This window comes from Micromonospora sp. WMMA1363, assembly GCF_030345795.1.
GTDB lineage: Bacteria > Actinomycetota > Actinomycetes > Mycobacteriales > Micromonosporaceae > Micromonospora.
In genome coordinates this window covers 1922255-1943317 of the sequence record NZ_JAUALB010000001.1, presented here as the reverse complement: position 1 = coordinate 1943317, position 21063 = coordinate 1922255, and the positions used below count along the sequence as shown (strand labels likewise).

The window sequence follows — 21063 nt, the reverse complement described above, 5'->3', positions numbered from 1 at the left end:
GCCGGTCACGCCAGGTCCCCGCCGACGGCGTCGGCGAAGGTGGGCAGCGCGATGTTGCGCCCGGTGACCAGAGCGACAGCCCGGCCAACGACCTCGATCTTGCGCAAGAGCAGGGCTGCGACGGCGACGGCGCCCGACCCCTCGACGACAAGGCCGTGCTGGCCGGCAAGAAACCGCATGGCGTGCCGAATCTCTGCTTCGGATACCGCGATCATGGCTGTGTCGTGTGAGGCAAGGACCACAGGGGTGATACTGCCGGGCTCGATGTTACCGGCGAGCCCATCGGCGAGCGTCGCGCCGACCGGTACGGTGACCGTCTGGCCGACGGCAGCTGCTGCCGACACGGCACGTGATGCCTCGGCCTCCACTCCTACCACGCGCACGTTCGAGTGGCCGGCTGCCCAGAGGGTGAGCCCGGCGGCGAGCCCGCCCCCGCCGACCGGGGTGACAACGGTCAGCGGTTCGTCGATCTGCTCGTTCAGTTCGTAGCCGATGCTGGCCTGCCCGGCGATGACATGCGTGTCGTTGTAGGCGGACACGTACGTCGCCCCACGGGCTGCGAGATCGAGGGCGTACACCTCCGCGGCGTCGTAGTCGTCGCCGTGCCGCACCAGGTTGGCGCCGAACCTACGCAGCGCGTCGACCTTCGCCGGGGATGCCGTCGCCGGAACGACGACCGTCGCCGCAATGCCGGACCGCATTGCGGCATACGCAATGCCCAGCCCGTGATTGCCGGCCGAGGCGGCTACGACGCCTGCCCTCCGGGCATGCTCGGGCAACGCCGCCAGCGCCGCGATCGCACCGCGCACCTTGAACGAGCCAGTCGGTTGCCAGCACTCCAGCTTCAGCAGCGCACCGTTGTCAGCGGTCGTGGCCACCAGCGGGGTGGGATCGAGATAGGAACGCACGGCCGCAGCGGCCTGGAGTAGATCCGCGACGCTCGGCTCGGGGACGACACGCTCGATGCTCGCCAAAGCTGCCTCTTCCATAGGGTTACCGCCAGTCTGACCAGCAGGCAAGCATAACCACAAGCTCAGCAATGCATGCCTGAGCATAAACTGTGCTTATGCTTGATGCTGACAAGTTGCAGGTTCTGGCTGTACTTGCCAGGACCGGAACCATCGCCCGCACCGCCGAGTAGCTAGGCTGCACTGCGGCGGCGGCTTCGCAACAGCTCACGCGTCTGGAGCGCGAAGTCAACCAGCCGCTGTTGGAACGCTCAGCTCGCAGCGTGAGGCTGACGGAAGCAGGTCGCGTACTCGCTGAGCACGCCGAGCGGATACTGATACAACTCGACACCGCGGAGCGGGCCGTTGCCGCTGTTGCCGACGGCTCCGGCGGACGCCTGCGCGTGGCGGCCTTCGCGACCGCATGCACCATCGTCGTCCCGGCTCTGGCCGCTTTTCGCCGCCGTCATACCGGCGTCGACCTATCCTTCACCGAGATGGAACCGGAAGAAGCCCTGCCCGCGGTGCGAGACGGCCACATCGACCTCGCTGTCACACACCACTACGCTCACGTCCCGCCGTCAGATATGCGGGGACTGCACCAAACCGGCCTGCACGATGAGCCGCTGCTGCTTGCCGCGCCACCAAAGCGTGCTCCCGCCGTGAACCAGAAGATTGACTTGCGCCAGTTTGCTGACGTGGCCTGGGTCTCCACCCGCCCCTCAACGGGTTTCCAGGCAGTTACCGAACTTGCCGGGCAAACCGCAGGATTTCTACCGACGATCGCATTCCGCGCCGACAGCTACCACCTTCTGTTGGCCCTCGTGGGTGCCGGACTCGGCGTCGCCCTCGTACCCGCGATCGCCGCCATACCCACCCCGGGCGTCAACTACCACAACATCGCCCACCCGCCAGGGCTCCATCGGCGCATCTGCGCTGTCACACGTTCAGCGGACCCGTTTCCAGCCGCTGCCGCGCTGATCCAGAACCTGACCCGGCAACTACGGCAGCGGCGGTAGTCATTCGGCTCCTCACGTGAATCCGACCGTGCGGTGCGGAGGTCGACACATTCCCCGAATTCGTCGTGATCTGCTGCCGTGAGAATTGGCCCTCCGTGCAACAGTGCGTGGTCGCGACCGTCACCGCGATTCGGTTGGGACGCTCGCCTCAGCGGGCGAGTCGGCGCCTGCTCCACCGGGGAGTCGCCGGTCGTGGGCTTGCGCAGTCCGCTGATCAGGATGACGACCAGCAGGACGGCCATGACGCCGACGCCGGCCCACATGCCCTGCTGCCAGCCGTCGACGAAGGATTCCTTGGCGGCGGTCACCACCGTTGTGGCGTTGGCGCCGGCCGTGTCTGCTACGGCGAGGGCGTTGGACACACCCTCGCGCGCGGTCTCGGGCGGTGTCGGCAGGAACTCCTTCGAGCCGAGGGGTGATCGTCGTGCGGTAGCCCGCGTGGCAGAACCGAGCCCAGCAGCGCCACGCCGAGCGCGGTGCCGAATTCTCGCGTGACGTCGTTGAGCGCGGACGCCACGCCCTGCCGCGAACTGGGCAGCGAGGAGGTGATGGCCTCGGTGGAGGGTGTCATCGCCAGGCACATGCCCGGCCCCATCGCGACGATGCCCGGCAGCACCGACAGGTATCCGCCCTCGACGGACACGAGGCTGGCCATCAGCGCCAGGCCCACCCCGCCCAGCGCGATGCCCAGCGCCATCGTCGTGCGGCCACCGACAGCGGCGGCGATCTTGGGTGCCAGCCCGGAGGTGAGCATCATGAGCAGCGCCATCGGCAGGATCGCCAGGGTGGACAGCAGTCCGGACCAGCCCAGCACCGCCTGAGAGTACGGAAGATATTTTGATGATCCACAGCACGATGCTCTGCAAGATGTCGAAGTCGACGGCGATGTCCGGCTGGGCCACGTTCAGCCCCGACACCGAGGCTGTGACCGCCATCAGCGCCAGGCACACACCGAGCATGACCGCCCGGCGCCGTCGCGGATCGTCGATCGTGACCGCACCGGCGCCGGCCGGCAGCGGGGAGGACTTGACACTCACGGTTGCCCCTCGAATCGACGCGTAGGTTCTGGCGCGGGCGACAGTCCCGCCACGGCGTGGGAAAGGGGTCAGCGGCGCGTGGCCCGCACCACGACGTCGTTCAGCAGCACCTGCTGGCCGGTCCGGCCGGTCATGGCACGGGCGATTTCGGCGGCCGTGTCGACTGCCCAAACCGTGCCGTCGAGGTGGGCGGTGATGTCCGCAGCGGTGACTGACGCCTCAGCCGGAGGTTGATGACCGCGCGGCTGTCCGGCCCCATGGTGGTGCGGGTGCCCGACGATCAGCAGGGTTCCGCCCGGTGCGACCCACCGCGCAAGACGCTCGTAGAAGGCCAGCTGCGACCCGGACGGGTGGGCGTAGTGCGAAGTGACCAGCTCGAACAGGTCGTCCGGTTTCCAGACGGTCAGGTCGGCCCCGACCCAACGCACGTCGGGTACGCCGTGCTCGGTCGCCCGGGCGGCGGCGCGCCGCAAGACCGTCGACGCGATGTCCACGGCTGTGACCTCCCACCCCTGCTGGGCGAGCCAGATCGCCTCGGTGCCCTCGCCGCACCCGGCGTCCATGGCCCGCCCCGGCGTTCGGCCGCCGGCCGCGTCGACCACATACGGGTTGGGGCTGAGGAGCCACCGCGGCTGCCCGCCACGCACCTGGTGCCAGTGGCGTTGCCAGTACTGATCGTCGAAGTCGTGCGTCATCGGTTCCCCCAAAGCGCGTTCAGCATCGCCGCACCGACCGGCGTTCTCCCCAGGTCGTCGGCTACATCGGAATACTCCGCACCACGGGCTGAATGAGCAAGCTACGTTGCCGAACGGCAAACCGATGGGGTGGACGACGAGTTCGATCGCACCCTCGACGCCGTGGGGCCACGGCTCAGACGCCTGCGAGTAGGTGGGCGATGGCCGCTTCGCTGAGCCCTGCCATTCGCGGCCCGCCGTGTGGGCATGGATCTCGAAATCGGCCCCCACCGTCCCCCGACCGTGAGAATGATCGCCTCGCGTACCTGCGGCTCGATCTTGGATGCGGAGATCTGCCCGATCCGCTGCGCCAAGTCACCTGTCAGCGCAGAGGTGAGAAGCACGGCATCGAAGGGCCCCGGCAGGCGGCCATCCTCCGGCCGAGCGCCATGGGCGGCTTCGGCCGACGCGGCGCCGACCGCGGCGGAGAGCCTCCGGTACAGCTCGAGGATGCGCCCCTCAAGCTGATCGGGCCACAGAGGTGTTCGACGACCGCCCGGCGCGTGCTGAGTGAGTGGACGCCCGCCGATGCCCCGTTCGGTGTCGATCCCGACGCGCTCCCCGCCGATGCCGAGACGCTGCTCAGACCCGGCGCCAACGCGTGCGACGCCTGCCTGGGGGCGGGAACGCGATCCGGACCCGTGGGTGGTTCTGTCGTGGGCACCGCGGCCGGTGTCCGGCCGGGCCCCAGACGGTCGGCGAGGCCGACGACGCCGTCGGGTCCTGGTGCAACGATCGGCCTTCGCGAACTCGGCATTCACCGTCGAGGGCTGGCGCAGGATGAACCAGTCACCGGCCGGCGAGCTGGCCGTGGAGACGATCGTGCGCACTCCCGACGAGGAGCGGCTGCCGCCGCGACCGGATGGTTCGCCGGTGTGGGTCGGTGCGGACTGCTTGAGCCGGTCAGCAGCCATGTGGACCCCCGCGGCCACGGCTACGGCGCGACGCCGTGCTCGGCGCGTGCGCGGCCCTGGTCGAGCGCGGCCAGCGCGGTCGCCGTCGTGACACCGGCCAGCCTGACGGCGGCGGTGGCGCTGCATGAGTCGGCCGGCTTTGCTCTCGTCCGGTCGGTTCGTAGCAGATGCAGATGACGGCTGGAGACCTCGGTGAACGCGGGATGACCGAACACGCGACGCGCCCGACACCGACACCGACGAGCGACTCTGCTGCCCAATTCGGGGTTCAGGCGGCGAGGGCGTGATCGAGGCGTTGGAGGTTGCTGGTCCGGGCTGTTGGTAGGGGGTGGTCGGTCCACCAGGTGTGGAGTCGGACGAGGTTGAGGGCGATCGCGGAGAACACGTGTTGGAGGCGGGTTTTCGCGAGGCCGCGGTAGCGGGTGTGGCGGATGCCGGTGATGTCGAGGGCCTGGTTGATGGTGCCTTCGACGCCGGCGCGCAGCTTGTACTTGTCGTGCCAGCTGTCGCTGGTCTGTCGGGTGCGGGCAGCGGTGAGGGCGTGGTGGAGGTCGCGGGGGTAGAAGGTGAGTTGCCGGCCGCCGCGTTTCGCGGTGGTGCACTGGGCGCGGGCGGGGCACGGGCCGCAGGTGGTGGTGGGGAACTTGACCACGATGACCTCGGTGCCGCGTTGGACCGTGGGGCTCCAGGAGGTGTTGGTGTGTCCTTGGGGGCAGGTGACCTGCCGGGTGTCGAAGTCGATGGTGAAGCAGGTCTTGTCGTAGCCGGTGCGGGCACGGGCCTGGGCGGACTGGTCGAGCAGGGCCGGGGTGACCATGGTGACGCCGAAAGTCTGCGCGGTGGCGATGGTGTCGGCTGAGGGGTAGCCGGAGTCGAGGTAGTGCTCGGCGGGCAGCAGCCGGCGGTCGTGCAGGTGCTGGTGGATGCCGGTGGTGGCTTTCACGTCGGGGACGGTGGCCGCCGTGGTGGCCACGTTGACGATCAGGTTCGGTGTCGGCCGGGGACCGGTCTGGCCGTCGTGGTCGCTGGTGGTGCCGTGCTCGGTGTCGGGGTCGCAGGTCTCGGTCAGGTGGACCTTGTAGCCGTTCCAGAACAGGTCGTCGCCTTTTGCGGCCCACCGGGTGTCGGTGTCGTACGGGGAGGTGATCCGGGATCTGGCGGGCGGGAGACCGTCCGTGTCCGCCTCCCGCCGCCGGATCACCTCCCGCCCCCTGCTGTCGGTGGTGATCAGATAGTTCTGCACCAGCACGGTGCGCAGCGTCCGCACCGCGGGCAGTTCGGCCAGCCAGACCGGGGCGGCAGGGGCGAACACCGCGCGCAGCAGGGCGACGGCGTCGGTGCCGTAGACCTGGGCGAGGCGGTCCCGCTTGGCCTGCGAGGCGGGTAGCCGCCAGGAATCGATGCGTGGCCCGCTACCGGTGCGCCCACTCGCCGACGTCGATAGCGGTGGCCAGCCAGTCCGGTGCGGCCACCGGCAACGTTTCCAGGCAGGCCCGTACCGACTCGCCGGCCACCTCCAGACGGTTGAGGTCTCGCACCGCGCTGATCACGTGAGTGGAATCGGTGCGCTGCTTACCACCAGCCGCGATCAGGCCCTTGCCGGTCGACACGGTCAGCATCGCGGTGAAGACCTGTTCTTCCAGGCCGTGCTCGACCAGCCGGGTACGGAACTTGGACAGCACGCTGGCGTCGAAGCCGGGATCGGTCAGCTCCAGGCCGAGCGCGTACTTCCAGTCGATCGCCCGGGCGACCATCCGCGCGGCCTGCCGATCGGTCAGGTTCTCCGCGAACTGCAACGCGGTCACCAGCGCTAAGGCGCCCGGCGATTCGGCCGGAGCGCCCCGGACACCGAACGCGGCAGCGAACTGTTCGTCGGTGAACACCTCACCCAGGTGGTCACGCGCTGATATCGCCACGCTGCCGTTCGGGAACGCCGCGCGGGCCACCAGCACCGTCTGATCAGGAATCTGGACCCGCGACCGCGGCTGCATCGACACCCGTACACCCCATCCCGCAGCCACCGACGGAAGGAACACGACCGCGAACAGGGATCATGACCCCGTGACCGGCCAGTACGAACGATCCCGACGGCGTGTCACGAATTCGGCAGCAGAGTCGTTCACCTTCTTCCCCGCGTCGTAGCCACGGCCGGACCGGGCGACGGTCTCCGCGCCGCGCACCGACTGGGAGTCCAGCAACGCAGCGGTGGGCTGCACGTCACGGTCCTCGCACTGCTGGCGGACCTGTTCGCGCAGGTGGTTGTGCATCCGGGTGAGGGTGCCGTCGGCGGTCCAGGTCTTGAAGTAGTGGTAGACCAGTTTCGGGTGTGGGAAGTCGGCGGGTAGTGCGTCCCACTGGCAGCCGGTGCGGTCGAGGTAGCGGATCGCGTCCACGATGTCGCGGCGTGGGTAGACGATCGGACGCCCGCGGCCGGTCCCGGCCGGGATGTGCGGCGCCAGGACCTGCCATTCGGCGTCGCTGGTGTCCGACGGGTAGTACCTGGGCCGGGCGGTGGTCAAGTGATCGGCGAGGCTGGCCGGGGTCGCTGACGTGGCGGCCCCGGCGGCGAGGTATACAGACAGGGTTGGGCCTTCGGTCGTGCTGGTTTAGTCGCCTTCGCTCGTACCGGAGGCCCTTCCTCATGTCACGACGCCACGCTGACCGCGGGCACTGACATCGATGCCCGCCCTGACCGCCATCCACCCGACACCCTTATTTACCAGGGTCTAAGGCCACCAGATGAGCTTCCTGCTTCGCGCTCAGCTTGGGTGCCTTGCCACGCAGCCGACCCTTCGCCTTGGCGATCTTCATGCCTTCCCGGGTCCGCAGCCGGGTCAGGTCCGCCTCGAACTCGGCGATCATCGCCAAAGTCGTGAACAGCAGCTTGCCCATCGCATCGGTCGGATCGTGGATGGAACCGCCGAGGTTGAGCTTGACCGCCGGGCGGTCAACTCCTTCGCGATGTCGTGCGCGTCGATGACCGAGCGGGCGAGCCGGTCCAGTTTCGTCACGACCAACTGATCGCCGGCCCGGCACGCGGCGAGGGCCTCGCGCAGATGTCAGATTCTGTAGTCCTCTGCACACCTGACCGCGCTCCTCTGCATCTTTACCGCCGCCGGACCGGGTGTTGCTCGCCCAGCCGATCCGCCGGCGGGTGGTGATCCGTCCCCTGTGGCGTCGACGGGTGCCCGTTACCCCCCCCCGGCGGTTGCGCGCCGGCGTGGCCGCCGGCGACGCGGTCACCGTTCCGGAACGGTGACCGCCGGCCCCGGCCGGAACGGTCCGGGGTGTTCCGGAACGCGCGCGTCGTTCCGGAACGCCCGCGTTCCGCCCGCGGCTCCGGGCGGGCGTTCCATCGTGGCTGGGCCGGAACGGGCGCCGCGGGTGGCTGGGCGCCGTTGTGGGTTGCGGCGCCCAGCTGCCGCACCGGCTGCCGCCGGCTTGCCCTCGAAGTTCGCTGCCGCCGGCGTCGCGTCGTGGCCGAGCCTCTGGACGCCCTGAGCGTCCCTGTGCGGGCCTGCTGCCTGCTCGCCCTGTGGTGGGTCGCTGGCCGGATGGCCAGGTGTTGAGCGACAGGATCGTGTCCTTGGTGGCGACAAGGTCGTGTCTGCGCCCCCGGGAGAGGTGGCCCAGAGCCGTTGACCGCTGTCGGCGCACCCGTCTGGCAGCGCGGCTGCGGGTCGTCGCGATGATTCAGTCGGGTACGTTGACCTGTGCCGCGACGTCGCCGGAGGCGTTGTAGGCGGTCAGGATAGGCTTGGGTGCGTTCGGGGAGTAGGGGAACCAGCCCACGTAGCGGTCCTTCACGCGTAGTGCCGGCAGTGTGGAACCGTCGGGCATGCGTAGCTCGGCACGGGTGGTGCGGCCGGCGCTGACGGCGTAGACAGCGAGGTCGAGGCGACCGGTTTCGTCTTGGGAGCTGCCGACCCACATGTTCTCGCCCAGCTTCATCTTCGGATCGTGCTGATGGCATCCGGCGGCGCCGTCCTGGAGCACCGACGGCTCCGGCTTGGTGACACCGTCGGGCTTTTCGAAGATCGGGACGAGGCAGATGTAGTCGTTGTCGGGGTTCGTCGCCATCCACACCGCGAAGACCGAACCCTCGGGCCCGGGGGCGGTGGCTACCCGGCTGATGTTCGCCAGGTCCACGCCGGTGTCCTGCTCCAACATCCATAGGTCGCGGAAGGCCTCGGGCACGATGCCGGTGGCACTGGCCACTCCCAGCCCGGCGGGTATGGCGAGCACGCTCAGTACCGCGGCCAGGACCAGTCGACGGGTGCGGCGGGGCCGCCGGCGGGGAGCGGTCGCCGCGGCGGCGGGATCGGTGGCGGTGATGGCGGCGAGGCTGGCGTCGCGGCTGGCCGACGGCCAAAGGTGCTCGATGCTGGTACGCGGACGCAGCGCGGTCAAGGTGGTCAGCGGATCGGTGGGCTTGGTCATGTCGGCTCCTCCAGCGACGAGGTGGGCCGGGTCATGTGCAGCGACGACCCGGCGGAACGATCAGGCGTTTGCGCCGCGCTGCTCAGCGGTGGATCGGCCATCGTGGTGCGTAGCCGCCGCCGGGCGCGGTGCAACCGTAGGTGGAACGTCGCGCGGGAGCAGCCGGCCACTCGGGCGGCCTGTGCCGCGCTCAACCCGTCCCAGGCGACCAGGAGCAGCGCTTCGCGTTCTACGGCGCTCAGCGCGGCCAGCGCGGTCAGCGTCTCCGCCCGCTGTAGGGCCGAGACTTCCGCCGATGGGGCCGCCTCGGCGACAAGTTCTAGCCGCTGCAGCTCAGCCTGCAACATGTTGCGGCGGTGACCGGAGCGGCGCTGGTTGGCGATCGTGTTACGCGCGACGACCAGCAGCCAGGGCAGCGGCTCGCCGGGAACGTCGCGCAACCGCCGCCACGCGATCAGGAAGGTCTCCGACACCACCTCCTGGGCGGTGTCGGGATCGACGTGGCGCAGGGCGTACGCCATGACCCGGGCGGAGTGTCGCTGCCACAGGTCGTTGAATGTCTTGCCCTCGGGCTCGGGCGGATCTCGGTGTGGTATCGCTGTCACACTAAGAAGTGTCCGGCCGGTGCCCTCCACTTACCTGCCGACTGAGTCTTTTTACCGCTCCGTGTTCCCTCTGTGTCATCCTTGGGGAAGGCAGGTTGACCTGCTGAAACTCTGACCCGTGAGGGCGTGCAAGGAGATCCACCCCCGTGACATCGCATCACCCGGTGCCCGACCCCGAGGTACCAGCAAAGCCCCGAACAAGGACATACACCGCCGCGTACAAGGCGCGGATCCTGGCCGAGTACGAGACCCTCGATAAGGCCGGCAAGGGCGCCCTGCTTCGTCGGGAAGGCCTGTACACGTCGCTGCTCGCGGCGTGGAAGCATCAGCGTGACGCCGGCGCCCGCGAGGCCCTGGCCAAGCCGGCCGGGCGGCCGAAGACCGATCCGGCGGTGCTGGAGGCAGCCCGGTTGCGGGCAGACAACGAGCGGCTGCGCGCCGAGTTGGACAAGGCCCGCAAGGTGATCGAGGTGCAGGGAAAACTCTCCGCGCTGTTGGGGCAACTCGCGACCGACAGCCAGCACAGCGGGAGCGAGCCGACACCATGATCGACGCTGCGATCACCGAACTGACGCCGCTGATCGGCATCCGGGCGGCGTGCCGAGCCACCGGCCGGCCGCAGGCCAACCATTACCGCCGGCACCGCCAGACGCCTGCGCCACCGCGGCCGGGGCGTGAACCCAGGCCGCAGCCACGTGCCCTGAGCGCGGCCGAGCGTGACAGCGTCCGGGCGTTGCTCAACAGCCCGGACTTCGCCGACATGGCCCCCGCGGCCGTCTACCACACCCTCCTCGACGAGGGCGTGTACGTGGCGTCGGTGTCGAGCATGTACCGGATCCTGCGTGCCCACGGCGAAGTCAGGGAGCGCCGCCGTCACGCGGTGCACCCGCCGAAGGTCAAGCCCGAACTGATCGCCGACGCCCCCAATCGCGTGTGGTCGTGGGACATCACCAAGCTGCGCGGCCCGGCCAAGCGGGACTTCTACCACCTCTACAGCGTGATCGACATCTACAGCCGTTACACCGTCGCGTGGCTGCTCGCCGAGCGCGAGGACGCCGCCCTGGCCGAACGGCTGCTGTCCGACGCGATCACCAAGCAGGGCGTCGCGCGTGAGCAGTTGACCATCCACGCCGACCGCGGCACCTCAATGGCGTCCAAGACGGTCGCGCAGATGATGGCCGACCTCGGCGTGACCAAGTCCCACTCCCGGCCCAGGTGCAGCAACGACAACCCGTTCTCCGAGGCCCAGTTCAAGACCCTGAAGTACCGGCCCGACTTCCCCGACCGCTTCGGCAGCGTCCAGGACGCCCGAGCTCACTGCCGCGCCTTCTTCACCTGGTACAACACCATCCACCGGCACTCCGGCATCGGCTGGCACACCCCACACGACGTCCACCACGGCCACGCCCGGCAGGTCCGCGATGTCCGCGCCGACGTCCTGACCGCCGCCTACACCCGCAACCCCGAACGATTCGTCCGCGGCATCCCGCAACCACCCGCCCTGCCCACCACCGCGTGGATCAACAAGCCCGAGGACACCACGACTCAGTCAACGAACCCCTGAACCGACCGCCCCAAAAAGGTTGACACCTTCCGGAACGCTCACCGCCGCGGAGCCACCCGCCGCATTGGTCGTCACTGATCCGACAACACTCCCGGCGGGTCAACTCGCTGCACTTCGTCGAGACCTCGACCTCGACGCCAACACGTTGACCGCGCGCCTCGCGGTCGAGGCCACCGCACCATCGATCGAGCGGCAGATGCGGGACGAACTGGCCGACGCATACGCCGGAACCTGGATCGCCGCTGACGGGCGTACCGTGGTGGTGGGTGTGACCGATCCAGCGCAAGCCAACCGCGTCCGACCTTCCGGAGCGGAGCCCCGGAAGGTCGTCCGCAGCCTTGCCGAACTGGAGCGGCTCACCGCTGCACTGAACCGCCGGGCGGCGGCTGGCGCGGGGGTGCACGCGTGGTACGTCGCGCCGGCCAGCAACACCGTCACGATTCGGGCCGCCAGCGCTGCGACGGCGACCGGCTTCGCCCGCACCGCGGGGTTGCCCGACGACGCGGTGTCCGTGGTCGTGAGCGACGAGGCCTATCGCCCGGTGGACGACATCCGCGGCGGTGACCGGTACGTCATCGACAATCGGGCCATCTGTTCGGTTGGCTTCGCCGTCGCTGGCGGGTTCGTCACTGCCGGACACTGCGGCGGTGTCGGCGCGACCACTACCGGCTATGGCGCCCCGCAGGGGACCGTCCGTGGCTCGTCATTCCCCGGTGACGACTACGCTTGGGTAAAAACCAACGCCAACTGGACATCACGGCCGTGGGTGTCCACCTACAACGGTGGCACGGTCACCGTGACAGGTTCTCAGGAGGCGGCGGTGGGCGCCGCGGTGTGCCGGTCCGGCCAGACGACCGGCTGGCGGTGCGGCACCATCACCGCCAAGAATGTCACCGTCAACTACTCGGGCCAACTCGGGCCGAGCATCAGGTGCGGCTTGTCGGCCCGACGCGCGGCGACTCCTCCCGGCAGGTCCGCGGGGAAGGCGCATGCACGGGACAAGTCCACCATTGACGTCGACCACCAGTAGGTGACCTGCGCGCAAGGTCACCGGACGGCATCCTGGAACCCGGGGCCGGCATGACGGCCAGGGCCCCGGAGTAGTCCGCGAATGTCCCTTTTGGCCTGACGTTGTCCTGAGGGACGTGACCGGATGAGGAGCGAGCACGACACCTGTGGATCATGAAGTTGTCTACGCTTCAAGACTCACCAAGGGTGTCGTGCTCGCTGTGTCATCATCGCTCATCGCCGGGGCGGGGCACGCCGCGGCTGCCGCCATCGGTGCCGATTCACCGTCTGCGGGCTTGCTGGACCGGTTGGCGCAGGTCGCCGACCCTCGTGATCCTCGTGGTGTGCGGTACCGGTTGGCGACGTTGCTGGCGATCGGGGTGTGCGCGATGAGCGCGGCCGGCCACAACTCGCTGACCGCGATCGCGGAGTGGGTCCGACGCTGTGAACAGCGGGAACTGGCCCGGCTGGGTTGCCCGTTCAACCCGTTGACCGGCCGGTACCGGGTTCCTGACGAGCGGACCCTGCGTGACGCCTACGCCAGGGTTGATCCGGGCGTGCTGACCGGCGTCGGGTACGGGCACCTGGCCGCGCTGGCCCGGTCCGCGACCGCCGCGGTGACTCCGGATGGTGTGCCCGAGCGGGAACAGCGTCGCGCTCACCGTGCCGCCCCCGCTGACCGGCCGCGCCGCGCCGCCGTCGCGGTGGACGGTAAATGTCTACGCGGGGCCAAACGGCCCGACGGCAGTCGCGTGTTCATCCTGTCCGCCGTGCGTCATACCGACGCGGTCACCCTCGCCGCCCGCGAGATCACCGCGAAGACCAACGAAATCGGTGAGTTCGCGCCCCTGCTGGACCAGATCGCCGCGGCCGACCTGACCGACACGGTGATCACCGCGGATGCCATGCACGCCCAACGCGCCCCACGCCGTCTACCTCGTGCAGCAGCGCCACGCCCACTACCTGTTCACCGTCAAAGACAATCAGCCCACACTCGCCGCGCAGCTGCGGCGCCTGCCCTGGAAGCAGGTGCCGGTCCTGCATCGCCAGAGCAGTCGCGGCCACGGCCGCGCCGAGATCCGCGAGGTTCAGGTCGTCACCGTCGATGACCTGGTATTCCCCCACGCCCGTCAAGTCGTGCGGATCCGCCGCAGACGCCGCCCGCTGGGCACGAAGAGGTCGACCAGCGAAGTGGTCTACGCGATCACCGACCTCCCCACCCACCAAGCCCGACCCGAGGAGATCGCCGCCTGGGCCCGCGAACACTGGACCATCGAGAACAGCGTGTGCGCCACGCAACGCCTCGTCTGTATTCCCGGCTCAGCCGGGAGAGATTGGAGGGACATCTCTGGGTCTGATGGCTTACCCGGATGCCGAAAGGCGAAGGGGATCAGAGCATGCCAGCAAACCATCGGCCGTGTCCAAGCGTGAGGAGCGGTGCGGTGGGAGACCCGCGTGATATGGCGAAAGCTGAATTGCCTGAAGCCCAATCTCCAGCGAGGCAGATTTCGACTCCGTCGGCACCACGCTCGAAGCCGACGCCGCGCTCTGCACCGGCATGTATCTACGGGGCTGGTGCAACCTCCGGGCGCTGGGCGATGCCCAACGAGGGCATTTAAGGAGATGAGTGGGACGCCTACGTCACGCTGTCACGTACGACGAGGACGAACGTGGGATCGCCTAACGGGCGCGAGCCCTATGGCGACGGAGGCCCCGTAGTAGTCGCCGGAGTCACGACCGGCCAGGGAGGACGGGAAAGCCGTCCGCACGGGCGAAGGGGGCCAGGTGATCGGACACCACAGAACTGGGAGGTATGCGTAATGCAGAGCGCCGAAACGGTGCTGGGTGTCCTGCGTGAGCGCGGCAGGCGTGGCCTGCCGCTGGAAGAACTGTATCGACAGATGTTCAACCCGCAGTTGTATCTGCTGGCCTACGGACGCATCTACGCCAACAAGGGTGCGATGACGCCCGGGGTCACCCAGGAGACCGTGGACGGCATGTCGCTGGGCAAGATCGGCCGCATCATCGAGGCGATGCGCCACGAGCGTTACCGGTTCCGTCCGGTGCGCAGGGTCATGATCTCGAAGAAGGGCGGCAAGCTCAGGCCCCTCGGCCTGCCTACCTGGTCAGACAAGCTGGTCGGCGAAGTGGTGCGCCTGCTGTTGGAGGCCTACTACGAGCCCCAGTTCTCCGACCGGTCCCACGGATTTCGTCCCGGCCGGGGCTGCCATACCGCGTTGCGGGAGGTGGCCAACACCTGGACCGGAACGGCCTGGTTCATCGAGGGAGACATCGCCGACTGTTTCGGGAGTCTCGATCACGAGATCTTGATCTCGATCCTGGCGGAGAAGATCCACGACAACCGGTTCCTGCGGCTGGTGCGCAACATGCTCACCGCCGGATACCTGGAGGACTGGAGATGGGGCGCCACGCTGTCCGGCGCGCCGCAGGGTGGGGTCGCCAGCCCGATCCTGTCCAACCTCTACCTGCACAAGCTGGACGTCTTCGTCGAGAAGGTTCTGATTCCCGAGTACACCCGAGGGGGACGCCGGGCACGTAACCCGGCCTACCTTGAGGTGGCCAACCTGCTGGCGACGGCCCGTCGACGCGGCGACCGAGCCGAGGCCCGGACGCTGCTCAAACGGATGCGCACCCTGCCCAGTTCCGATCCTGACGATCCGGAGTACCGGAGGCTGCGCTACTGCCGCTACGCAGATGATCACCTACTCGGGTTCACCGGACCGAAGGCCGAAGCTGAGGAGATCAAGCAGCGACTCGCGGCGTTCCTGCGAGACGAACTCAAGCTGGAACTGTCGCACGAGAAGACGCTGATCACCCACGCCCGCTCCAGCGCGGCGCGGTTCCTCGGCTACGACATCACCATCCAGCACGACAGCCGCAGGATCGTCCGTGGCCGCCGTTCGGCGAACGCGGCGATCGGGCTGCGCGTGCCCAAGGACGTGATCAAGGCCAAGTGCTCCCGTTACCTCGCAAGCGGCAAACCCGCCCACCGGGGTGCCCTGATCCACAACGATGATCACCCAATCATCGCCACGTTCGGGGCCGAGTATCGGGGCATCGTCCAGTACTACCTGCTGGCCGGTGACGTTCACCGGCTGCACCGCCTCGAATGGGTCATGAAGACCTCCATGCTCAAGACCCTCGCAGGCAAGCACCACTCGACGGTGTCGAAGATGGCGGCCCGACACAAAGCCAAGATCGAAACACCGCACGGGTTGCGCACCTGCTTCGAGGCACGCATCGAACGCGACGGCAGGCAACCACTGGTAGCACGGTTCGGGGGCATTCCACTCAAGCGACAGAAAACGGCGGTCATCTCCGACCGTCGGCCGCTCCAGGTGAGTTACCCGCACAAGGAGCTGATCAGCAGGCTCCTGGCGAACACGTGCGAGATCTGCAAGCAGACGGACAACATTCAGGTTCACCACGTCCGAAAACTCGCTGACCTCGCCAGAACCGGAGACGCACAGCCCGACTGGATGCAGCTCATGGCACGACGACGCCGCAAGTCCCTCGTGGTCTGCGGCTCATGCTACGACCGCATCCAGGGCTGGCAGTCGGCCTGAACGCTCACGCAGCAGTCACTGGAGAGCCGGATGATCAGGAAACTATCATGTCCGGTTCGGAGGGAGGCCGCATGGAAAAGGACCTGCCCAACAGGCACCTCGCCATGCGGCCGACCCTACGCACTGGATCAGAGACGTCACCTTCGCCGAGGACGCCAGCCAGGTCCGCGCCCACAACACCCCCGCCGTCATGGCCACCCTCCGCGACATCATCCGCGGCACCTTCCGCCTCACCGGCTGGATCAACACCGCCAGCGCCCGCCGCGCTCACACCACGCCCACAGCCGCCCTCAACCTCCACAGCATCCCATGATCAAGCGGACATTCCCGGACTACTCCGGGGCCCTGGCATGACGGCCAGGACGTCACTCGCCTGTTGATCACAGAAGATCGTCCACGAACGATGTTCTTGACCCTTCCCGAAGGGAAGGGTCCAACCTAAGAGTGTCGTCCGTTGTCGAGTAGTACGACGAGGAGAATGTCGATGTGAAGTGTCTGACCATTGGGGTGCTAGGGCAGAACGACTGACGCTCAGGGCGTTGCGCCTCGACGGCGAGTTGGGGCGGCTACCATCGGCGGAGGTGGATCCCGGTCGGGAACCGGCTCTATCGCCCAGAGCGGCTCGAGTGACCCGGTCGGAGCTCGCCGCGCAGCGGCTTTCGGTACGAATTCCGAGGTTCCAGCCGGCGGGCCCCCACCCCGTACGTCCAGGAAACGAACATCAACAGTCATCCGGGTGAGCACCTTCCTAGCCGTCTCGGCAACGCTGTCCTGATCGGTCACTGGGATCGGCGTCCAGGCCTGCGAAACGACTACTAGGAGCCCCGGTGGACACGGGACTAGGCGGACATCGAGTGCAAAGGAACTGTCATGGGAACCACGCGAGTGGCGATGGCTCGCATCGCGGTGTGCCTGATGCTGGTCGTCGCACTGTCCGGCGGTGGCGGACATCTGCGTGCCGGATTGAGCATCGGCGACGACGACACCGTCGACGGTCAGGTTCTGCTGTACTTCGATGAGGACTATCTTGACGAGCACAAGAATTCGGAGGCAGCTCTACAAGTAGGATTCAACAATGTTGTCGGACAGTATCCAGCGCTTCCGTCCGGCACGGAGAAGACGTACTCCAAGCTTGGGTCCTACGGTGTCGAGATCGACTACACGGACACACCGGTGCTGGGGTTCTCGTCCGATGCCCTGATGCTGACCCGGGACGGCAACGAGTACGAGTTTACCTTCCCTGTCTCCTCGTCCGCGGATCACGGCGAATCGCTGGACGCGCTCTCGATCGAGATATCGCTGACGTTTCCCGGTCGCGTCCTCGAGACTAACGGCACCGTGAACGGCAATTCGGTGACGTGGCAGTACGCCGCCAGCGATGCGAAACCGGGCGAGCTGACCGCAGTCGCCTGCGCCTCCGCCGCGGCGGACGCATGCCCGGAGGCCACCGACACCGACACCGGCACCGGCACCGACTTCTTGGGCTGGGGTTGGTGGGCGTTGGCCATGGGCGTCGTGCTCCTGCTGGGGGTCGTCGCCCTGGTCGGCCTCGGGCTCCTGCGCCGTCGTCGTGGGAAGCCGATCCTGACCTCGGGCGGCGGTACGCCGCAGCCACCACCGTCCCCGGCGGATCCCACCGCCGACAGCATGGGCTGATCCGCCACGTGCATTCAGGCCGCCCTGAGAACCGCCATCACGTGTTCGCCACTGGTCGCCGTCCTTTCCGGCTGCCGAAGCCGGGCGCATCGACGTTGAGCGCGAGCACGCGGCCGGGTTTGCCTTGCCCGATTTCCTTTTGACCGATCGACTACGAACGCCCGGGAGTGCCGATCCCACGGTCCGAGTGATCCGCCCCTACGATCTTCGTCATCGGGCTTGACGGTTTCCGCTCATCGACAAAGCAGAACGTCCGTGTCTGCAAGACGCGGCTACGGAAGGTGATGGCTCCGGTCGGACTGCGGCACGTCCGGATGTCGGCGTGGCTGCCGATGTGGTCCTGACCATGCCCTGGTGGGAGGGCGGCGGCAGCCCAGCAGCGGCAGCCGCTGCCATGCGGTCGGCGAGCTGGCTCAGGGTTCGACTGGACATCGGGATCGTAGCGGGGCAGGGCAGCATGGCTAGGCTCCCGGTCGGGGCTTCGAGTCTTGGCCGACCGCTGTCCTACCCGGAGTCTCGCATCCATCGATCAGCGGGACTGCCGCGGTCGCCCTGAGTTGCAAGATCAGCTTGGAGGCGCTCGGTGATCATGCTCGGGTGCCGGCTCGACGGACTGCGTGCCGTGTGGGCGTCGTGGCAGACTCGCTGATCGGTGAGGCGGCCAACGGCCCAAACCTGCCCGCATTCGCACTGCAGAAGAATCCGGTGTCTGTGGCGGCGGTAGCGTCCGGTGCGCAATGTCCGACCAATTGGCGCACGACAATGAAGAGGGGACGTCCATGCGGCTGAAACCGTCGTCCAGCAGGACTGCCGTCCGCCTGACGGCCTGCGGCGCGGTGGCGGCGATCGTGCTCGCCGGCACCGGGCCGTCCGCCGCCCAACCTGAGCCAGCGCTCACCTCATCCGCTGACCACCGGTGCGGCTCGCGTGGCAGCTGGGAGCATCCCAATGCCGACCGGCACAACACCCGACGGGTGCGCGGGCCGATCGACTCGACCAACGTGGCCGATCTCGAGGTCGCCTGGACCGTCCCGATCAAGGCTCCGACGGACCGCTGGCCCGGCAGCTACGCCACGAACCCGATCGTGGTTGACGGAGTCATGTATAGCCAGGACCTCGACTCCAATGTCTACGCCATCGACGTACGTACGGGGCGCGAGGTTTGGACAGTGATGATGGGCTCCTACACCAATGGGCCCAACGGCGTGGCGGTGAGCGGAGGTCGGGTGTTCGGCGCGACACTGACCGACGTGTTCGCGCTCGACGCGCGCACCGGCCGGGAGTTGTGGCGACGTAAGATCACTCGTAACGCCAACGAGGGCATCGACATGGCGCCCGGCGTCAACAACAACACTGTGTACATCGCCACCGTGCCGAGCCTCCTCCATGGTGGTTTCGGCGCCGGCGCGGTCGGCGTGGTTTGGGCGATCGACGCCCGTACCGGCGCCACGCGCTGGACCTGGGACACCGTGCCGCGTGACCTGTGGGGGCACCCGGAGATCAACTCTGGAGGCGGTGCCTGGTATCCGCCGAGCTTCGATGAACGCGGCGACCTCTACCTCGCCGTGTCGAATCCCGGGCCGTTCCTCGGCACGGAGGAGTATCCGTGGGGGTCGAGCCGGCCTGGCCCCAACCTCTATACCAATTCGATCGTCAAGCTCGATGGCCGGACGGGGCGGTTGATCTGGTATCGCCAGGAACTGCCGCACGACATCTACGACTGGGATCTGCAGAATTCGCCGATCCTCACCACTGTGGGCGGCCGGCGCGTCGTGCTCACGTCTGGCAAGACCGGCTTCGTGTACATGTACGACCGTGACAGCGGAAAGCGGCTCTGGAAGACCCCGGTGGGACGGCACAACGGCCACGACGACGACAACCTGCTGGCGATGGCGGGCCGGTTCGACGAACTGCCGAGCTTCCCGGCGGAGTTGTACCCCGGCGTACTCGGCGGCGTCCCGGCACCCGGTGCCGTCGACCGCGACACCGTATACGTCGCAGTCAATGATTTAAGCGCCACCTGGACCTCTCAGCTGCCGCCACCGATCTTCCCGTCGTTCAGCGCTGGCAGTGGTGCCGTCGTGGCGCTGGACCTGGCGACGGGAAGGGCGAGGTGGACATTCTCGCTAGACCAGTCCCCCTACGGCGGGACGACGATTTCCAACGACCTCGTCTTCACGACTACCTTCGACGGAACGATCCACGCCTTCAACGCCAAGAACGGCCGTCTCGCCTGGCGGGTGAAGCTGCCGGGGTCCACGAATTCCCCCGTCGTGATCAGCGGCGACATTCTCCTGTCGGCCAGCGGCTGGCCGCAGAGCGCCGAGGAGCGTGCGGAGATCGTCGCTTACCGACTGCCGAGTAAACGCGGCGGAAAGGGGTGCAGCTGATTCTGGCAGCGTGGCGCCGGCAGGGGCTTCGGGTAGTCGACGGAAAAGTGTCTGGCCTGGGCGTCCGCGGTGTCGCGGCCTGGTTGGAGGGTGACGCGGGGCGGGTGTGGCCTTCTCGGTCAGCACGCCCCCACCCCGGCCGACACCACGGCTGCCGGCCGTGATTCGTCGGGCTGCCGGCGGCCCTGGCACGAGCGCCTGACCCGTGGAACCGCGAGGAATCCGGTACGCCGGCGAGCGTGCCCGCCGTCGCGGTGTGCGCGGTGACGGCCGGTTCACTGCGGCAACGGCGAGGCCGACATTGCCTGAGCCACCCGACGCGCCGACGGCCACCGTCGACCTCGTCACCACCGTGACCTACAGTTACCCAACTAGGCGATGCCCCTGGTGGCGCCGGTCTGGCCATTGCCGGCGCCACCGGTGTGAGCGGATCCGGTGTACGGCGATTCCCGCCACGGCTGGCCGGCGTCTACGCAGCGCCTGGCTGATAGGTCAACAGCAGCGAGCCGGTGCTCGTCTGCTTTGATTCCAGCAGTCGCATGTGGTGCACCGTCGGGTAGTCGTCCAGGAGTCGGCGCCCCTTGCCCGCGACGACCGGCGGTACGGCGAGCCGCAGTTCGTCGACCAGGCCCTGCGCGAGCATTGACCGGACGAGCGTCGGACTTCCGTGTACGCCGATGTTCTTTCCTGGTTGCGTCTTGAGGAGAGCGATCTGGTCGGCGACGCTCCCCTCGATGCGGGTGGTGTTCTGCCACTGGTGCTCACCGAGCGTGCTGGCCGCGACGTACTTCGGCGAGGTGTTGATGAACGTCGCAAACGGTTCGACATCTGAATTCGGCCAGTATGGTGCCCAGTACTCATAGGTCATACGTCCCAACAGGATCGCGTCCTGGGTGTCCACGAGGTACTGGAGGTGATCTGTCAGCTCGGAGTCGAAATACGTGCCGCACGTCGAAGACGAGTCCGACTCGTCGTCGAGTGCGTGGTTGAACATCCACTCGTCGGGTTCCTCGGTCACGCCGTCGAGTGAGTAAAGCAGATATGAAACAACCTTTCGCACCGGACCCCCTACCTCATAGCCTGACCCCGGGAAGGCGACACATGAGGCAATTCTCGCCGTGCGCGTCATCCGGTGCGCCGTCGGTCGCGAAGGTTAACCGGA

The 21063-nt window shown here is 67.9% G+C and carries 18 protein-coding genes and 4 pseudogenes; 10 read left to right on the top strand and 12 right to left on the bottom strand.

Annotated features, from left to right (window positions below):
- Positions 1-5: 5 nt before the first annotated feature.
- Positions 6-1055, bottom strand: a complete 1050-nt coding sequence (locus tag QTQ03_RS08880; RefSeq protein ID WP_289277563.1) for a threonine ammonia-lyase — start codon at positions 1053-1055, stop codon at positions 6-8.
- Positions 1056-1153: 98 nt separating this feature from the next.
- On the opposite strand from QTQ03_RS08880, the pseudogene QTQ03_RS08875 reads away from it, so the two are divergent.
- Positions 1154-1243: pseudogene (locus QTQ03_RS08875) on the top strand (LysR family transcriptional regulator); the annotation flags it as partial.
- Complete coding sequence (locus tag QTQ03_RS08870; RefSeq protein ID WP_289277562.1) at positions 1232-1966, top strand: LysR substrate-binding domain-containing protein; 735 nt, start codon at positions 1232-1234, stop codon at positions 1964-1966. The pseudogene QTQ03_RS08875 and the gene QTQ03_RS08870, both read left to right, overlap by 12 nt.
- A gap of 340 nt (positions 1967-2306) precedes the next feature.
- Here the strand turns inward: QTQ03_RS08870 and QTQ03_RS08865 are convergent, their stop codons facing one another.
- Positions 2307-2780: an MFS transporter gene (locus QTQ03_RS08865; RefSeq protein WP_289277561.1), complete on the bottom strand. Its 474-nt coding sequence runs from the start codon at positions 2778-2780 to the stop codon at positions 2307-2309.
- 26 nt (positions 2781-2806) lie between these two features.
- On the opposite strand from QTQ03_RS08865, the gene QTQ03_RS08860 reads away from it, so the two are divergent.
- The gene (locus QTQ03_RS08860) at positions 2807-3028 is read left to right on the top strand and encodes a hypothetical protein (protein WP_289277560.1); all 222 of its coding nucleotides are present in this window, start codon (positions 2807-2809) and stop codon (positions 3026-3028) included.
- A 43-nt stretch (positions 3029-3071) separates the two neighbouring features.
- Here QTQ03_RS08860 and QTQ03_RS08855 read toward each other — a convergent pair whose 3' ends face one another.
- The 9 genes from QTQ03_RS08855 to QTQ03_RS08815 form a co-directional block, all read right to left on the bottom strand.
- Positions 3072-3698, bottom strand: a complete 627-nt coding sequence (locus tag QTQ03_RS08855) for a class I SAM-dependent methyltransferase (RefSeq protein WP_289277559.1) — start codon at positions 3696-3698, stop codon at positions 3072-3074.
- Positions 3699-4671: 973 nt separating this feature from the next.
- The gene (locus tag QTQ03_RS08850) at positions 4672-4866 is read right to left on the bottom strand and encodes a hypothetical protein (protein WP_289277558.1); all 195 of its coding nucleotides are present in this window, start codon (positions 4864-4866) and stop codon (positions 4672-4674) included.
- Between the two features lie 53 nt (positions 4867-4919).
- Positions 4920-5963, bottom strand: a complete 1044-nt coding sequence (locus QTQ03_RS08845; protein WP_289277557.1) for a transposase — start codon at positions 5961-5963, stop codon at positions 4920-4922.
- Between the two features lie 100 nt (positions 5964-6063).
- Positions 6064-6642, bottom strand: a complete 579-nt coding sequence (locus QTQ03_RS08840; RefSeq protein ID WP_289280739.1) for a transposase — start codon at positions 6640-6642, stop codon at positions 6064-6066.
- A 60-nt stretch (positions 6643-6702) separates the two neighbouring features.
- On the bottom strand, positions 6703-7170 hold the full coding sequence (locus tag QTQ03_RS08835; RefSeq protein WP_289277556.1) for a transposase: 468 nt from the start codon (positions 7168-7170) through the stop codon (positions 6703-6705).
- 193 nt (positions 7171-7363) lie between these two features.
- A complete protein-coding gene (locus QTQ03_RS08830; RefSeq protein ID WP_289277555.1) occupies positions 7364-7543 on the bottom strand; it encodes a recombinase family protein in 180 nt (59 codons plus the stop codon).
- Entirely contained in the window at positions 7510-7662 is a 153-nt protein-coding gene (locus QTQ03_RS08825; protein ID WP_289277554.1) for a hypothetical protein, read from the bottom strand. The genes QTQ03_RS08830 and QTQ03_RS08825 overlap by 34 nt, the downstream gene beginning before the upstream one ends.
- Before the next feature lie 682 nt (positions 7663-8344).
- A complete protein-coding gene (locus QTQ03_RS08820; protein ID WP_289277553.1) occupies positions 8345-9091 on the bottom strand; it encodes a hypothetical protein in 747 nt (248 codons plus the stop codon).
- Positions 9088-9696 (bottom strand): RNA polymerase sigma factor, encoded by a 609-nt coding sequence (locus QTQ03_RS08815; RefSeq protein WP_289277552.1) that lies wholly within the window; start codon positions 9694-9696, stop codon positions 9088-9090. The genes QTQ03_RS08820 and QTQ03_RS08815 overlap by 4 nt, the downstream gene beginning before the upstream one ends.
- A 146-nt stretch (positions 9697-9842) precedes the next feature.
- Here QTQ03_RS08815 and QTQ03_RS08810 point away from each other — a divergent pair.
- The 7 genes and pseudogenes from QTQ03_RS08810 (at position 9843) to QTQ03_RS08780 (ending at position 19901) form a co-directional block, all read left to right on the top strand.
- Positions 9843-11260, top strand: a protein-coding gene (locus QTQ03_RS08810; RefSeq protein WP_502889711.1) for an IS3 family transposase whose coding sequence is annotated in 2 segments (ribosomal slippage) — positions 9843-10173 and positions 10173-11260 — 1419 coding nt in all. Because the reading frame shifts where the segments join, the coding sequence is not laid out codon by codon here.
- A 73-nt stretch (positions 11261-11333) separates the two neighbouring features.
- Positions 11334-12242 (top strand): annotated as a pseudogene (locus QTQ03_RS08805) (S1 family peptidase); the annotation flags it as partial.
- 238 nt (positions 12243-12480) lie between these two features.
- Positions 12481-13555 (top strand): annotated as a pseudogene (locus QTQ03_RS08800) (ISAs1 family transposase); the annotation flags it as partial.
- 533 nt (positions 13556-14088) lie between these two features.
- On the top strand, positions 14089-15855 hold the full coding sequence (locus QTQ03_RS08795; protein WP_289277102.1) for a reverse transcriptase/maturase family protein: 1767 nt from the start codon (positions 14089-14091) through the stop codon (positions 15853-15855).
- Between the two features lie 121 nt (positions 15856-15976).
- Positions 15977-16168, top strand: a pseudogene (locus tag QTQ03_RS08790) (ISAs1 family transposase); the annotation flags it as partial.
- A gap of 578 nt (positions 16169-16746) precedes the next feature.
- Positions 16747-17511: an LppM family (lipo)protein gene (locus QTQ03_RS08785; RefSeq protein WP_289277551.1), complete on the top strand. Its 765-nt coding sequence runs from the start codon at positions 16747-16749 to the stop codon at positions 17509-17511.
- Positions 17512-18290: 779 nt separating this feature from the next.
- Complete coding sequence (locus QTQ03_RS08780; RefSeq protein ID WP_289277550.1) at positions 18291-19901, top strand: outer membrane protein assembly factor BamB family protein; 1611 nt, start codon at positions 18291-18293, stop codon at positions 19899-19901.
- A gap of 469 nt (positions 19902-20370) precedes the next feature.
- Here QTQ03_RS08780 and QTQ03_RS08775 read toward each other — a convergent pair whose 3' ends face one another.
- The gene (locus QTQ03_RS08775; RefSeq protein WP_289277549.1) at positions 20371-21030 is read right to left on the bottom strand and encodes a dihydrofolate reductase family protein; all 660 of its coding nucleotides are present in this window, start codon (positions 21028-21030) and stop codon (positions 20371-20373) included.
- Positions 21031-21063 lie beyond the last annotated feature (33 nt).